The sequence below is a fragment of the Pseudomonas sp. BS3782 TE3695 genome (assembly GCF_050435305.1).
GTDB lineage: Bacteria > Pseudomonadota > Gammaproteobacteria > Pseudomonadales > Pseudomonadaceae > Aquipseudomonas.
The window spans coordinates 1,722,193-1,737,940 of the sequence record NZ_JBNDKB010000001.1 but is presented as its reverse complement, the minus strand read 5'-3'; the positions used below and the strand labels follow the sequence as shown (position 1 = coordinate 1,737,940).

Annotated in this window: 12 protein-coding genes and 4 tRNA genes; 8 read left to right on the top strand and 8 right to left on the bottom strand. The window is 58.3% G+C overall.

From position 1 onward, the window contains the following. Positions 1-22: 22 nt before the first annotated feature. Positions 23-1,360, bottom strand: a complete 1,338-nt coding sequence (locus tag ABH909_RS07910) for an aromatic acid/H+ symport family MFS transporter (protein WP_429431911.1) — start codon at positions 1,358-1,360, stop codon at positions 23-25. 327 nt (positions 1,361-1,687) lie between these two features. On the opposite strand from ABH909_RS07910, the gene ppk2 reads away from it, so the two are divergent. From ppk2 to ABH909_RS07875, 7 genes are all read left to right on the top strand, one after another. Next, complete coding sequence (gene ppk2, locus ABH909_RS07905) at positions 1,688-2,512, top strand: polyphosphate kinase 2 (protein WP_429431908.1); 825 nt, start codon at positions 1,688-1,690, stop codon at positions 2,510-2,512. Positions 2,513-2,560: 48 nt separating this feature from the next. Beyond that, positions 2,561-4,345 carry a SulP family inorganic anion transporter gene (locus ABH909_RS07900; protein ID WP_429431905.1) on the top strand — a complete coding sequence of 595 codons (1,785 nt, stop codon included), beginning with the start codon at positions 2,561-2,563 and terminating at the stop codon, positions 4,343-4,345. 32 nt (positions 4,346-4,377) lie between these two features. Next, the gene (locus ABH909_RS07895; protein WP_429431902.1) at positions 4,378-5,499 is read left to right on the top strand and encodes an AI-2E family transporter; all 1,122 of its coding nucleotides are present in this window, start codon (positions 4,378-4,380) and stop codon (positions 5,497-5,499) included. A 110-nt stretch (positions 5,500-5,609) separates the two neighbouring features. Continuing rightward, positions 5,610-6,236, top strand: a complete 627-nt coding sequence (locus ABH909_RS07890; protein WP_095630608.1) for a DUF1780 domain-containing protein — start codon at positions 5,610-5,612, stop codon at positions 6,234-6,236. Positions 6,237-6,360: 124 nt separating this feature from the next. Further along, positions 6,361-6,534 carry a DUF3094 domain-containing protein gene (locus tag ABH909_RS07885; protein WP_050681443.1) on the top strand — a complete coding sequence of 58 codons (174 nt, stop codon included), beginning with the start codon at positions 6,361-6,363 and terminating at the stop codon, positions 6,532-6,534. 60 nt (positions 6,535-6,594) lie between these two features. After that, complete coding sequence (locus tag ABH909_RS07880) at positions 6,595-7,893, top strand: NAD(P)/FAD-dependent oxidoreductase (RefSeq protein WP_429431897.1); 1,299 nt, start codon at positions 6,595-6,597, stop codon at positions 7,891-7,893. 316 nt (positions 7,894-8,209) lie between these two features. After that, entirely contained in the window at positions 8,210-8,626 is a 417-nt protein-coding gene (locus ABH909_RS07875) for an HvfA family oxazolone/thioamide-modified RiPP metallophore (RefSeq protein ID WP_429431894.1), read from the top strand. A 106-nt stretch (positions 8,627-8,732) separates the two neighbouring features. On the opposite strand, the gene ABH909_RS07870 is transcribed toward ABH909_RS07875, so the two are convergent. The 7 genes from ABH909_RS07870 to rluD form a co-directional block, all read right to left on the bottom strand. Then, positions 8,733-8,809: transfer RNA gene (locus tag ABH909_RS07870), tRNA-Pro, on the bottom strand. 95 nt (positions 8,810-8,904) lie between these two features. Then, positions 8,905-8,980 (bottom strand) — tRNA-Lys (locus ABH909_RS07865). A 5-nt stretch (positions 8,981-8,985) separates the two neighbouring features. Further along, positions 8,986-9,062: transfer RNA gene (locus ABH909_RS07860), tRNA-Pro, on the bottom strand. Positions 9,063-9,071: 9 nt separating this feature from the next. Next, positions 9,072-9,147, bottom strand: a tRNA-Asn gene (locus ABH909_RS07855). 298 nt (positions 9,148-9,445) lie between these two features. Then, positions 9,446-12,010, bottom strand: coding sequence for an ATP-dependent chaperone ClpB (gene clpB / locus ABH909_RS07850; protein WP_429431891.1), 2,565 nt, complete (start codon positions 12,008-12,010; stop codon positions 9,446-9,448). A gap of 129 nt (positions 12,011-12,139) precedes the next feature. Further along, positions 12,140-12,865: a peptidoglycan editing factor PgeF gene (gene pgeF / locus ABH909_RS07845; RefSeq protein WP_429431888.1), complete on the bottom strand. Its 726-nt coding sequence runs from the start codon at positions 12,863-12,865 to the stop codon at positions 12,140-12,142. After that, the gene (rluD, locus tag ABH909_RS07840) at positions 12,862-13,824 is read right to left on the bottom strand and encodes a 23S rRNA pseudouridine(1911/1915/1917) synthase RluD (protein ID WP_007901932.1); all 963 of its coding nucleotides are present in this window, start codon (positions 13,822-13,824) and stop codon (positions 12,862-12,864) included. Before rluD ends, pgeF begins: the two co-directional genes overlap by 4 nt. A gap of 151 nt (positions 13,825-13,975) precedes the next feature. On the opposite strand from rluD, the gene ABH909_RS07835 reads away from it, so the two are divergent. Continuing rightward, positions 13,976-14,998 carry an outer membrane protein assembly factor BamD gene (locus tag ABH909_RS07835; protein WP_429431884.1) on the top strand — a complete coding sequence of 341 codons (1,023 nt, stop codon included), beginning with the start codon at positions 13,976-13,978 and terminating at the stop codon, positions 14,996-14,998. Positions 14,999-15,748: the final 750 nt, after the last annotated feature.

Sequence of the window (15,748 nt, the reverse complement as noted above, 5' to 3'; positions counted from 1 at the left end):
CGCCGTGCCGAGCGCTGTCCGTTCAAGCGCTGGTAGGCGTCAACGTCCGGGCAGCACCGCTGCGCTGGCTGCTGATGGCGAATACGGTCATGGCGAGGGCGGCCACCGCACCTGGCAAGGCAAACGCCATGAAATTCAGTTGCAGCGGCAGGTTGACCCCCAGCAAGGCACCGCCCAGCAGCGGACCGACAATCGCGCCGTTGCGGCCGATGCCTGAAGCCCACCCCAGACCGGTCGAGCGAATGGTCATGGAGTAGAACTGCGCGGCGCAGGCATACAGCAGAATTTGCGAGCCAATGGTGGTGGCGCCGGCCAGGGCGATCAGCAGGTACAACACCGGCATCGGACTGTTGAAGCCCAGCAAGGTGATCGAGACCGCAGCCACGACGAAGAACACCGCCAACACGCGCGGCAGGTTGAGCTTGTCGCCCAGCACACCACCGCCGACCGCGCCGAAAATGGCACCGAAGTTGAGCACCAGCAGGAACGACAGACTCGAGCCCAGGCTGTAACCGGCGTTGGCCATCAGTTTCGGCAGCCAGGAACTCAAGGCGTAGACCATCAGCAAGCAACAGAAAAATGCCAGCCACAGCATCAGCGTGCGCAGCGCGCGGCCCTCGCGGAACAGTTGCAACACCGGGGTGCCGGTGGCCTTCACTTCGCTCATGTGCAACTGATCGCTGGCGAGTGCCATGTAAGCCGGATCAACCCGTTGCAGAACGTTGCGCGCCTCTTGATTGCGCCCCTGACGCAGCATGAAACCCACCGACTCGGGCAGGAAATACATGATCAATGGCAACAACAGCAACGGCAGCACCGCCACGTAAAACACCGATTGCCAACCGAAACGGGGGATCAGCACGATGCCGAGCCCCGCCGAGAGCATGCCGCCCACTGAATAGCCGCTGAACATGATTGCCACCAGCGTGCTGCGGATTTTCTTCGGCGCGTACTCGTTCATCAGCGCCACGACGTTGGGCATTACTCCGCCAATGCCCAGACCGGCAATGAACCGGCAGAGACCGAACTCAGTGGGGTTACGAGCAAATCCATTGAGCACGGTAAAACCGCTGAAGAGCATCACGCACAGGGTGATGGCTTTCTTGCGGCCAATCTTGTCCGACAGCGGGCCGAAAAACAGCGCCCCGAACATCATCCCGAACAGTGCATAACTTCCCAGTGCGCCAGCTTGCAAGGGACTGAGCCCCCACTCTTTCATCAGCATCGGCAACACCACGCCGTAGATCACCAGATCGTATCCGTCGAAGATGATGATCAGGGCGCACCAGAACAGCACCCTCCAGTGAAAGCGGTTGAATCGAGCGTTGTCGATCAGCTCATGTACATCGATCTTGCGCATGGCATCTATCTCTTGTTGTTGTTTTTTTAAGAGTCGGTAACGCAGCTAACGTCCGTACAGCCGAGGGTAGAGACGCCGGGCACGGGGCAATAGCCGCTTTGCGCAGATCGCTATCCGTTTTGTGCAAGGCCCTGTAGCCACCCTGTAGAGGGTTGATTCATGGACTAGACTCACGCGGTTGGTGATGACGTTGAACGTCAAGAGCAGAGGGCCGTCCACGACTGACGCCAGGTTTGCTCGAAGCAATGCGCGATCTGCAAACTGATAGTTGCACTTGCAGGGTCAATCTATCGGTAACCAGCGACTGGCATAGGTGAGGCTTTGGTTATGGCAAAAGACAAGAAGAAAACCCCAGCTAAACGTAACTCCGCTGCCCCCTCGAAACTGACGAACAAAGCGTATCTCGAGCAGCTACGCCAACTGCATGTCGAAATGGTCAAGTTGCAGGAATGGGTGAAACAAAAAGGCATCAAGATTTGTATCGTCTTCGAGGGGCGCGACGGTGCCGGCAAGGGGGGGACGATCAAGGCGCTCACTGAGAGGGTGAGCCCGCGTGTCTTTCGGGTGGTGGCGCTACCCGCCCCGACCGATCGCGAGAAAAGCCAGATGTACATGCAGCGCTACCTGGCGCACATGCCAGCGGCTGGCGAGGTGGTGATCTTCGATCGTAGTTGGTACAACCGCGCCGGGGTCGAGCGCGTGATGGGGTTTTGTACCGATGAGCAGGTGACCCGTTTCCTGGCCCTGGCTCCCCTGATGGAACGCATGATGGTCGACTCGGGCGTCATGCTGTTCAAGTATTGGCTGGAAGTCAGCGAAGAGGAGCAGACCCGACGGCTCCAGGCGCGGATCCAGGACGGCCGCAAAATCTGGAAACTGACGCCAATGGATCTCAAGTCATACAGTCGCTGGTATGACTACTCCCGCGCGCGGGACGACATGTTCAAGGCGACCGACACCGAACATGCTCCGTGGCTCGTGGCCAACTCGAATGACAAGAAGCGGGCCCGCCTCAATATCATCTCTGATCTGCTCAGCCGTATTCCGTACAAGGATGTGCCGCGCGAGAAGGTGATTTTGCCCAAGCGGCAGAAATCAGGCGGCTATCGTGAACCGAATTACCCGTTGCGGCGAGTTCCGGAAAAGTTCTGACCGGCACGTTCAAGCGAATCTGCGCTGTACACCAAAGGGCCACATCCTATGAGCCATTCGGATGCTTTGCCTCCCGTCCCGGAACCGGGCCGCATTGCCCATCGCAATAGCGGCGACACCGGTTGGCGTCGCTGGTTGCCCGGACTACGCACGCTGCGCGAATACAAAATAACCTGGTTGCGGCACGACCTCGTGGCCGGACTGGTGCTGACCACGATGCTGGTGCCTGTCGGCATCGCCTACGCGGTGGCATCGGGCGTACCCGGCATCTATGGCCTTTACGCAACCATCGTCGGGCTACTCGCGTATGCGCTGTTCGGCCCCAGCCGAATTCTGGTGCTGGGGCCCGATTCCTCGCTGGCGGCCGTCATTCTCGCGGTCGTCCTGCCACTGTCCGGTGGCGACCCGCATCGTGCAATCGCCCTTGCGGGCATGATGGCGATCGTATCAGGGGCGGTGTGTATCCTGGCCGGCATCGCGCGCCTGGGCTTCGTCACGGAGCTTCTTTCCAAACCGATCCGCTATGGCTACATGAACGGGATCGCGCTCACGGTATTGATCAGCCAACTGCCCAAGTTTTTCGGTTTTTCGATTGAGTCCGACGGCCCGCTGAGAAACCTGTGGGCGATCGTTACAGCGGTCATGGATGGAAAATCCAACTGGACCGCTTTCATGGTCGGCGCAGCCACCTTGGCCGTGATTCTGCTGCTCAAGGGCAACAAACGCGTGCCGGGCATTTTGATTGCCGTGACCGGAGCGACCATCGTTGTGGGTGTGCTGGATCTTGCAACACGCGCGGGGGTGTCGGTCCTCGGCTCTCTTCCACAAGGCCTGCCTGCCTTCGCCATCCCCTGGATCACCAGGGACGACATCGTTCCCGTCCTGATCGGTGGCTGCGCCGTTGCCCTGGTTTCGTTCGCCGATACCAGCGTGCTCTCACGTGTCTATGCGGCACGAAGCCGTACCTATGTGGACCCGAACCAGGAAATGGTGGGGCTCGGTTTTACCAATCTCGCCGCCGGATTGTTTCAGGGTTTTCCGATCTGTAGCAGTTCCTCACGTACGCCCGTGGCCGAGGCCGCAGGTGCCAAAACCCAGTTGACCGGAGTCGTCGGCGCGCTTGCGGTTGCCATGTTGCTAATGGTCGCACCGGACCTCCTGGAGGATTTACCTACCAGCGCCTTGGCCGCGGTGGTGATCGCCTCCGCCATTGGCCTGATTGAGATCACCGACCTACAACGCATTTATCGAATCCAGCGCTGGGAGTTCTGGCTGTCAATCGTCTGCACCGTCGGCGTGGCCGTGCTGGGTGCGATCGAGGGGATCGGCCTGGCCATCGTGATCGCCGTCATCGAATTTCTGTGGGATGGCTGGCGTCCTTACTCCGCCGTCCTGGGACGTGCGGACGGAGTGAAGGGTTATCACGACATCAAGCGCTATCCCGACGCGCGCCTTGTACCCGGCCTGGTCCTGTTTCGCTGGGATGCACCGTTGTTTTTCGCCAACGCCGAGTTGTTCCATGACCGAGTGCTGGACGCCGTGGCCGCATCACCTACGCCAGTGTGCTGGCTGGTGGTTGCGGCGGAACCTGTCACCAGCGTGGACGTGACCTCCGCCGACATGTTGGCGGAACTGGACGAAACGTTGCACGCGGCGGGAATCAAGTTGTGCGTAGCCGAAATGAAAGACCCGGTCAAAGACAAGCTGAAGCGCTTCGGGCTTTTTGCGCGGCTGGGTGAAACAGCGTTCTTTCCAACAATAGGTTCTGCCGTCGACAGCTATCTCGCGATACATCCGGTGGACTGGATGGGTCGGGATAACAAGGGACGCTGAGCGGCATGTTCACTTTCCACAGGAGGTAATCCATGGTTCCCATACCCATTCTCGAAAAGGTTTTTTCCCGAGACCTGCTCGATGTACTGATTCGTGCCGGCGTGATTGCCGTTCTGGTGATGTTCTGCTTTCAGATATTCAGCCCGTTCCTCGATCTGATGCTGTGGTCGGTGATCCTGGCAATCACCCTCTATCCCTTGCAAGTCAGGTTCAAAAACAAGCTGGGGAACAAAGACGGGCTCACCGCGACGCTGATCGTATTGGTCGTCATCAGTATTCTTATGGTGCCTATTTATTTGTTGGGAGCCTCGATTGCGGATTCCGTGGAGAAGGTCATGACCATGGTCAAGACCGACAGTTTCCATATTCCGCCACCCTCCGATGCGGTAGCGAGCTGGCCACTGGTGGGCGAACCTATTTATAACGTGTGGGCGCAAGCCGCCACTGACCTGCCCGATCTGGCCCACAAGTTCATGCCGCAGATCAAAGGTGTCAGCCTCTCATTGCTGAGCAAGCTTGCGGGTGTCGGCATGGGGCTCCTTTTATTCATCGTCGCCCTGATTGTTGCCGGTATTTTTTTAGCGTATGGAGAAAGCGGCCATCGTAGCGCGGTGCAAATCGTTACGCGTTTCAGCGGTCCAATCAACGGGCCGAAAATCGCCGATTTGTGCACCGCAACTATCCGGGCAGTGGCCTTGGGGGTGGTCGGCATCGCGTTCATCCAGATGTTGTTGGTGGGCATCGGTTTTGTGCTCATGGGCGTCCCCGGCGCCGGCCTTCTCGCCTTGGCGGTGCTGCTGCTTGGCATCATGCAGTTACCGGCAACCCTGATTACCCTTCCGGTCATCGTCTTTGTTTTCATGAGCGAAGGTGCCAGTACGGCGACCATTGTGTTTGCCATTTATGTCTTCATCGCAGGATTGGTCGATAACGTCCTCAAACCGCTGCTGCTGGGTCGTGGCGTCGATGTACCGATGCCCGTGGTGCTGATCGGTGCCTTGGGCGGCATGGTCACGGGCGGTATCCTCGGCCTGTTCATCGGTCCTGTGATACTCGCGGTCGGCTATCAGCTGTTCTGGGAATGGGTGGATCAGGCGCAAGAGCCTGGGCCAGCTAATCAGGGACCTGATACGGCGGCAGAAGAGATTCGCTGATGAAAACCCATAGGCATGCCAGAAAAAACGGCTGAAGAAATCCCGACAGAGTTTTTTCTTTTGCGACAGACTTATTATTCAGATCACATTTGAACGCTAAGCTTGGGCCTATGGATGATTCAGATTATTTACGCCTGCTGACCATTGCGGCCGAGCAAGCCAACACGTTCCTCTCCAATGCCCGCAAATGGGAGCGTGAGCGTTGGGTTTGCCAGCGCCTGTTGCAAGGCTTGAACATTCCCTATCGCGCCGACGAATTTGCCCCCGCTGGGGAGCCACCGGACGTGTTGTTCCGCGATGCGAACTTCGAAGTGTTCTTCGTGCTCGACGAGGGTCGACGCCTCAACGACGAATGGCGCGACGAGCTGCAACGTCGACGCAGCGCGTTTTCCCTGAGCCAACTGGTGCGCCGCGAAGCCAAGCCCCGGCGCATCCCGGCCAATGAGTTTCTGCTGAGACTGGCGCCGACCTTGCGCAAAAAAGCCCACAACTACCAAGAGCGCGGCATGGACCTGGGGGAACTGGACATCATCGCGTTCGCCAGCCTCAAACGCGAAGTGCTGGACCTCAACAGCCACTTTCCTCCGCCCACCGAATACCTGCGTCAGGGCTGGCGCTCATTGTCGCTGGTCGGCCCGACCTTCGCCCGAGTGTTGTTCGCCCACCCGGAAGCCCCGGACTTCCTGCGCGGCAACCTGGGGCGCAGTATCGTTTTCGACGTCGGGATCAGTCTGTGAGTCCGTTGCGGGAACTGATCGCAGAGTGTTACAAAGTGGCTCCGTCCCATTCCAGATAGGTCGCGACATCGCTGCGCGCTGTAGCGTCTACACATTCAGCAACGTCTACCTGACGAGGCCCAATATGACCAGCCGCCTGAACCCCGACGACCAAAAGCATGTCGAAGAGTACCTGCGCCTGTCCCAGCACCAAGTCGAGCGCCGGCCTTTCCGGCCGTGGATGCTCCTGGTACTGGTGTTGGCAGTGACCATTGGTTTAGGCCTGTTGAGCCGACTTATCAGTTACCTGACGCTATGAGCAGCATCGCGCTCGCTCGGGTAATTGCACCGATTTCTTTTAGCCTTGCGAGATATCCCCATGACTCATCGTATTGTCATCGTTGGCGGCGGCGCCGGCGGTCTGGAGTTGGCTACCCGTCTGGGTAAGACTCTGGGCAAGCGCGGCACGGCCAGTGTGACGCTGGTCGACGCGAACCTGACCCACATCTGGAAACCGCTGTTGCACGAAGTGGCGGCAGGTTCCTTGAACTCTTCCGAAGACGAACTCAACTATGTTGCCCAGGCAAAATGGAACCACTTCGAGTTCCAGCTGGGGCGCATGAGCGGGCTCGATCGCGCACAGAAGAAAATCCAGTTGGCCGCCACCTACGACGAGGCTGGCCTGGAACTGGTGCCGGCGCGCGAAGTGCCCTATGACTCGCTGGTGATTGCCGTCGGCAGCACCACCAATGACTTCGGCACGCAGGGCGCGGAGCAGCATTGTCTGTTCCTCGATACCCGCAAACAGGCCGAGCGCTTCCATCAACAACTGCTCAATCATTACCTGCGCGCCCACGCCGGGCAGACCGACAAGGTCGAGCAGATTAGCGTAGCGATCGTCGGCGCCGGTGCCACCGGGGTCGAGCTGGCAGCGGAACTGCACAACGCCGCCCATGAACTCGCGGCCTACGGCCTGGACCGGATTAAACCGGAAAACATGCACATCACCCTGATCGAAGCCGGGCCACGGGTATTACCAGCTCTGCCGGAACGAATCGGCGGGCCTGTGCATAAAACCCTGGAGAAACTCGGGGTCAACGTCATGACCAATGCGGCAGTCAGCGAAGTGACGGCAGATAGCCTGATTACCGCCGATGGCAAAGTGATCAACGCCAGCCTCAAAGTCTGGGCTGCGGGGATTCGTGCGCCGGGCTTCCTCAAGGACATCGATGGCCTGGAAACCAACCGCATCAATCAACTGCAAGTATTGCCGACTCTGCAGACCACGCGTGACGAGAACATCTTCGCCTTCGGTGACTGTGCGGCATGCCCACAACCGGGCAGCGACCGCAACGTGCCACCGCGTGCCCAGGCCGCGCACCAGCAAGCTTCGTTGCTGGCCAAATCGCTGAAACTGCGGATCGAAGGCAAAGCCCTGCCGGAGTACAAGTACACCGACTATGGTTCGCTGATTTCGCTGTCGCGTTTTTCGGCTGTGGGTAACTTGATGGGCAACCTGACCGGCAGCGTCATGCTCGAGGGCTGGCTGGCGCGAATGTTTTACGTGTCGCTGTATCGCATGCACCAGATGGCGCTATATGGCGCGTTCCGCACGGCGATGTTGATGCTGGGCAGCAAGATTGGGCGCGGGACTGAGCCGCGTCTGAAACTGCATTAACACACATCCATTGTGGGAGCGGGCTTGCTCGCGAAGACGGTGTAACAGTCAACTTTGATGTTGAATGTTATGGCCTCTTCGCGAGCAAGCCCGCTCCCACATTTGTTCTTCATCAACCCGAAGATCTGTGTCTCACTGTATCTCCCCCACTGATTCCATCCCTTCGCTTACAAAGCCCCCCTTGCGCGACACAGTAGCGATACACCACACCCGCTAAATGGCCCCACCCGAGCAAGGCACTGCCTGCTTCGGTCATCGCCACCTTACATGGCGTCCTTTATCGAACGGTTGTGTTGTACAACCCAGGAGATTTGTAATGTCCCGCACCACTACTCCCAGCAAAAACACCGTTGGCCTGCTCGGCGCTGTCCTGGCCGGCGGCATGATGTTGTCCGGCTCCGTGTTCGCTTCGCAGCCATTGACTCAAGGCTACTTGTTGGCCTCGGCGGAACAGGCCGTGAAGACGCCGGAAGGCAAATGTGGAGAAGGTAAATGCGGCGAAGGCAAATGCGGCGATGCCTCCATGGCCCGGACCGATACCGATGATGATGGCCAGGTATCGCGCGCGGAATTTTTGAAGGTGGCGCCCAAGGCTGACTTCGACAAGATCGACACCAACCACGATGGTCAAATCTCGGAACAAGAGGCTTTTGATAACGTGAAAGCCAACTACGAAGCCAATGGCAAAAAAATGCCGAAGGGCTTGTTTGAACACCTTAAAGACAATAGCTAAGCCTCTGAAACCCAAGCCCTGCCTCTGATTCGAGAAGCAGGGCTTTTTTTGCATTTACAGCAGGCAAAAAAAATCCCCGTATCTTTCGATACGAGGATTTTTAATATGGTCGGGGTAAGGGGATTCGAACTCCTGACATCCTGCTCCCAAAGCAGGCGCGCTACCGGACTGCGCTATACCCCGGTAAAAAAAAGGCACCTTTGAAAGGCGCCTTCTGCGAACAGAGCTTTTGGCGTCTGATCTTAAGATTCGATTCCAGCGCTAACTGGTTTCAAAAATGGTGGGTCGTGTGGGATTCGAACCTACGACCAATTGGTTAAAAGCCAACTGCTCTACCAACTGAGCTAACGACCCAAAAATGGTCGGGGTAAGGGGATTCGAACTCCTGACATCCTGCTCCCAAAGCAGGCGCGCTACCGGACTGCGCTATACCCCGGTTTGAAATTGGCTCCGTGACCAGGACTCGAACCTGGGACCCAATGATTAACAGTCATTTGCTCTACCGACTGAGCTATCACGGAACTACATATTTCAATTTACAACTGTGAAGCTTGCTTCACCTCTTCGACCCGTTCGCATCGCTGCGTTCGTGTGTCTGAGGCGCGCTATTCTACAATCTTAAGCACCTCTGTCAACCCCCTAAATTGCTTTCAAGTTAATGATTTGCAACTTATTTCAGATTTCTGCTTGGGGAGCAGAAACCCTTCAGGGCGACTTACTGCGGGGCGCACTTTACAAGCCTTTTCCTTTGAGTTCAACAGCCTGGCGAAAAAAAGGCCTCACAATGCGAGGCCTCTTTCTATTTGCTACCGACGGGAATCAGACGAAAACGATTTCGTCGTTTTCCACGGTGCCCTTGGCTGTCTCGCCTGGCATGTATCGACCGGACAGAATCAGCTGTGCCAGCGGGTTCTCGATCCAGCGCTGGATCGCCCGTTTCAGCGGCCGTGCGCCATACACAGGGTCGTAACCGACGGCGATCAGCTTGTCCATCGCTTCCGGGCTCAGCTCAAGCTTCAGCTCGCGCTCAGTCAGGCGGCTACGCAGGCGACCCAACTGGATCTCGGTAATGCCGGCGATCTGATCCCGAGCCAGTGGCTCGAAAATCACCACTTCGTCGACCCGGTTGATGAACTCCGGCCGGAAGTGCGTGGAAATCGCATCCATCACTGCTGCGCGCTGCGCCTCGCGATCCCCGATCAGCTCCTGGATCTGCACCGAGCCGAGGTTGGAGGTCATGACGATCACGGTGTTCTTGAAATCCACCGTGCGGCCGTGGCTGTCGGTCAAACGACCATCCTCGAGCACTTGCAGCAAAATGTTGAATACATCCGGGTGGGCCTTCTCGACCTCGTCCAGGAGGATCACCGAATAAGGCTTGCGACGCACTGCCTCGGTCAGGTAACCGCCCTCTTCATAGCCCACGTAACCCGGTGGCGCACCGATCAGTCGAGCCACGGAATGCTTCTCCATGAACTCGGACATGTCGATCCGCACCATCGCCTCTTCGGTATCGAACAGGAACTCGGCCAGCGCCTTGCACAACTCGGTTTTACCGACACCGGTCGGGCCGAGGAACATGAACGAGCCGCTCGGGCGATTCGGGTCGGACAACCCGGCGCGGGAACGCCGCACCGCGTTGGAGACAGCGATCACCGCCTCGTCCTGACCGATCACACGCTGGTGCAACAGGCTCTCCATCTTCATCAGTTTTTCGCGCTCGCCCTCGAGCATTTTCGCCACGGGGATGCCGGTCCATTTCGACACGACTTCAGCGATTTCTTCTTCAGTCACCTTGCTGCGCAGCAACTGGTTTTCGCTTTTGCCGTGCTGGTCGACCATTTGCAGGCTGCGCTCCAGGTCCGGGATCACCCCGTATTGCAGCTCGGCCATGCGGTTCAGGTCGCCTTTACGGCGTGCGGCTTCCAGCTCCTGACGGGATTGTTCGATTTTCTGCTGGATCTGCGCCGAACCCTGAACTTCGGCTTTTTCCGAGTTCCAGATTTCTTCGAGGTCCGAATACTCACGCTCGTGACGGGCGATTTCTTCCTGCAGTTTTTCCAGACGTTTCTTCGCCGCGTCGTCGCTTTCTTTCTTCAGCGCCTGGGATTCCACCTTCAGCTGAATCAAACGACGTTCCAGACGGTCCAGCACTTCCGGCTTGGAGTCGATCTCCATGCGGATGCGGCTGGCGGCTTCGTCGATCAGGTCGATGGCTTTGTCCGGCAGCTGGCGGTCGGTGATGTAGCGATGACTGAGCTTGGCCGCGGCAATGATCGCACCGTCGGTGATCGCCACTTTGTGGTGAACCTCGTAGCGCTCTTTCAGGCCACGCAGGATGGCGATGGTGTCTTCTTCGCTCGGCTCATCCACCAGAACTTTCTGGAAGCGCCGCTCGAGGGCCGCATCCTTTTCTATATATTGACGGTATTCGTTGAGCGTGGTCGCGCCGACGCAATGCAGCTCACCACGAGCCAACGCCGGTTTGAGCATGTTGCCCGCATCCATCGAGCCTTCGCCCTTGCCGGCGCCGACCATGGTGTGCAGTTCGTCGATGAACAGAATGATCTGCCCTTCCTGCTTCGACAGTTCATTGAGCAGGGACTTGAGGCGTTCTTCGAACTCGCCGCGGTATTTGGCACCGGCAATCAGAGCCCCCATGTCCAGGGACAACAGACGCTTGCCTCTCAGGCCATCCGGCACTTCGCCGTTGATGATGCGCTGGGCCAGCCCCTCGGCGATGGCGGTTTTACCCACGCCAGGCTCACCGATCAGCACCGGGTTGTTCTTGGTGCGGCGCTGCAGGACCTGAATGGTGCGGCGAATTTCGTCGTCACGACCGATCACTGGATCAAGCTTGCCTTCTTCAGCGCGCTTGGTCAGGTCGATGGTGTATTTGTCGAGCGCCTGGCGTGACTCTTCGTGGTTGGCGTCATTGACGGCCTCACCGCCGCGCAGGTTGTTGATCGCATTTTCCAGGGCTTTTTTGCTCACGCCCTGGCCCAGCAACAATTTGCCGAGTTTGCTGTTCTCGTCCATCGCGGCGAGCAGCACCAGTTCACTGGAGATGAATTGGTCACCCTTCTGCTGGGCCAGGCGGTCAGCCTGGTTGAGCAGGCGCGCCAGATCCTGGGACATATTCACGTCGCCGGTCGGGTTCTGGATTTTTGGTAGCTGATCGAGGGCTTTGGTCAGCTCCTTACGCAAGCTGTTGACGTCAAAACCCACTTGCATCAGCAGGGGTTTGATCGAACCACCTTGCTGTTCAAGCATGGCCTGCATCAAATGCGCCGGCTCAATGGCCGGATGATCGAGGCCGACGGCCAGGGATTGGGCGTCGGACAAGGCTAACTGCAACTTGCTGGTTAAACGGTCTATACGCATGGGTCACCTTCCTTTTGAGCAGGCCGGACCTATAAACATCCTGAATGAAGAAACCTGCCAGATACCGCTATAGATGCGGTCGATTCTGGGAGATTCAAGCGTCGTGATGTTGATGTAGATCAGACAAGTCTAGCGTTCAAGCCAGACCAAAGAGGCAAACCGGCCAGTGCGTGGACTACGGCGGTAAGAAAAGAAACGAGGATCGGTCACGGTGCAAAAACCGCCACCATAAACAGCGGTAACCCCGCGAGCGGCCAGACGCAAACGTGCCAGCTCATAGATGTCGGCCATGAACTTGCCGGCGTTCTGGCTCGGTACAAAGGCTTTGGCGGTTTCGGGCAATTGCTCGACGAAGGTTTCGCGCACTTCCGGGCCGACTTCAAAGGCTTGTGGGCCAATGGCCGGGCCAAGCCAGACCAGCACGTCTTCAGGCGGCACGGCCAGACTGTCGAGCGTCGCCTCCAGCACACCCGCCGCCAACCCGCGCCAACCGGCATGGGCGGCAGCGACGCGGGTGCCGGCACGGTCGCAGAACAGCGCTGGCAAGCAATCAGCGGTCATCGCGGTGCAGGCGATACCGGGTGTTGCCGTCCAGCTGGCATCGGCAGTGGCTGCCTGGCTTGGGTCAGCATGGACCACGACAATGCCGTGAACCTGCTTTAACCAGGCCGGTTGAATGGAGAAGTGATCGGTGAGGCGACGGCGGTTTTCGGCGACGGCTTCGGGATTGTCGTCGACGTGATCGACCAGGTTGAGGCTGTCGAACGGCGCCAGACTGACGCCGCCCGCACGGGTAGTGACGCAGGCTTTGACCCCGGCAGGCGCAGGCCAGTCGGGAATCAGCCAGTCACTCATCCGATGAACGCCTCGCGGTCTTGCTTGAGCAGCGACAGCAACCAGACGAAATCGTCCGGCAGCGGCGATTCCCAGCTCATGCGTTTACCGGTGGTCGGATGATCCAGCTCCAGGAACCGCGCATGCAGCGCCTGACGCGGGAAATTCTTCAGGGATTCGACCATGGTCACACTGGCGGCCGGCGGAATTCGGAAACGACCGCCATAGGCAGGGTCTCCGACCAACGGGTAGTTGATGTGCGCCATGTGTACGCGAATCTGGTGCGTACGACCGGTTTCCAGCTTGACCCGCACGTGCGTGTGGGAACGGAAACGCTCGAGCACGCGGTAATGGCTGACGGCTTGCTTGCCACCTTCCATCACGGCCATGCGCTGGCGTTGCTGGCCATGGCGACCGATCGGCGCGTTGATCTTGCCGCCGGCTGTCACCACACCGATCACGATGCACTCATAGATCCGGCTTACGCTGCGGCTCTGCAGTTGCGTGACAAGCTGTGTCTGCGCCTGAATGGTCTTGGCCACCACCATTAGACCAGTGGTGTCCTTGTCCAGACGATGCACGATACCGGCGCGAGGCACATTGATGATGTCCGGCACATGGTGCAGCAAGGCGTTGAGCAAGGTGCCGTCGGCGTGGCCGGCGGCAGGGTGCACCACCAGGCCCGCAGGCTTGTTGATCACCAGGATGTCGTCATCTTCATAGACGATGTCCAGCTCGATGTCTTGAGCGATCCATTCGCCTTGAGCTTCCTGCTCGGCAGTGAGTTCAAGAATGGCGCCACCGTGAACGATGTCTCGCGGGCGAATAACCGCCCCATCCACAGTCAGGCGGCCGTCTTTGATCCAGGCGGAAAGGCGCGAGCGCGAGTGCTCAGCGAATAATTGTGCGGCGACTTGATCGAGGCGTTGGCCGCCCAATTCGGACGGCACCTCTGCGCGAAGTTCAATTTTATCGGACATGCTCAGACTAGGCGTCGGCACAGCCTTTGGTTTCGGCTGCGCGCTTGTGGTTAAATACGGCGTCTTTTGCCCCGAGGCTTTTCAACGGGGCGCTCATCATAACAGGACGGCCCCGCCCAAGACAGCGGCCGTCATAGGGACGCAAGCCGCCATGCAAGTGAAACACCTGCTGCTGATCGCCATCCTCGCATTGACCGCTGCTTGCTCATCGAAGGAAGTCGTAGACGAAAACCTGAGCGAAGTCGAGCTGTACCAGCAGGCTCAGCACGATCTGGACAACAATAGCTACACCGCCGCCACTGCCAAGCTGAAGGCTCTGGAGTCGCGTTATCCGTTCGGTCGTTACGCCGATCAGGCTCAACTCGAGCTCATCTACGCCAACTACAAGAACACCGAGCCTGAGGCTGCAAAATCCGCCGCCGAGCGTTTCATCCGCCTGCACCCGCAGCACCCGAACGTCGATTACGCCTACTACCTCAAGGGTCTGACTTCTTTCGACCAGGACGTCGGCCTGCTGGCGCGCTTCCTGCCGCTGGACATGACCAAGCGTGACCCGGGCGCGGCTCGCGACTCCTACAACGAGTTCGCCCAGCTGACCAGCCGCTTCCCGAACAGCCGCTACTCGCCGGATGCCAAACAGCGCATGATCTACCTGCGCAACCTGCTGGCGTCCTACGAGATTCACGTGGCCGACTACTACCTGACCCGTCAGGCCTATGTCGCCGCCGCGAACCGTGGTCGTTACGTGGTGGAAAACTTCCAGGAAACGCCTTCGGTCGGTGACGGCCTGGCAGTGATGACTGAAGCCTACCAGCGTCTGCACCTGGACGAACTGGCCGCGACCACCCTCGAAACCCTGAAGCTCAACTACCCGAACCACCCAAGCCTGGTGGACGGTCAGTTCGTGCCTTCGAAGGACGAAGCCGACAACCGTTCATGGCTGAGCAAGGCCACCCTGGGCCTGATCGAATCCCGTCCGCCATTGCCGCCAGGTGAAACCCGCGCCAACCAGGACGTGCAGCGACAGTTCCAGGACGCCAAGGACGCGATTCCGAACGAGCTCAAGCCTAAAGATGAAGACGGCGATGTGATCGAAGAAGAGCAGCACGAGTCCGAAGCCAACAGCACCGACCGCTCTTGGTTCAGCTACATGACTTTCGGCGTGTTCGACTGACATACCAGGTTATGCATAAAAGGGAGACTTTCGGGTCTCCTTTTTTATGGGCGGTGGTTTTGTAGCGATCACGCCCCTTTGCTGTTGAAGACACCCTTGAAAGACCTTTCCTGCAACAGCATAGGAAACGTCTTTTTATGCGAACGAACATTCTGCCTTATTTATGCCTCACAGAAACTTCCCTCTCTTCTATATGTAACTCCTTACTACCCTCTCAGACTCATCCCTGCGGCTTCTGCTGTAACGTTAAATGGCGTAAAACAATCGCTCACTAAAAATAGTGTCTGAATACAACGCACGCACATTCAAAAGGATATGAATATGCAAAAACCTCCACCATGGTATTGACTCAAGCTGTGCATACCACCAGCAATAGCGCCTCCGGGCGTACACCCCGTACCCGCCAGTTCACCACACTACCCTAACAGCGGACATTTCGGCTTCCAGCCGGCAGTCGGGACAATTTGCATTTTTCGCGCCCTTGGACGCAGCCAGAGCCAATCGACCATTTCCGGTATTGGGATCGGCTGTGGCATTTGGCCCGGTGTTCACCTTGGCAACGGGCCGTCTCGCCACCCATCCAGCCACTAACCAGGCAATCAGGGGCGCGCTGCAAAGCGCAGTAGCCGCCGTGATTGCGGCGGGTACCGCGTCGGCAAGCGCGGTGATGATCAGGTTCGCCGCACTGTTACCCTCGCCACTGGGTAACAGTGGGATTCAGGGTTTACGACTGCTTCGCAGCCGAACGCA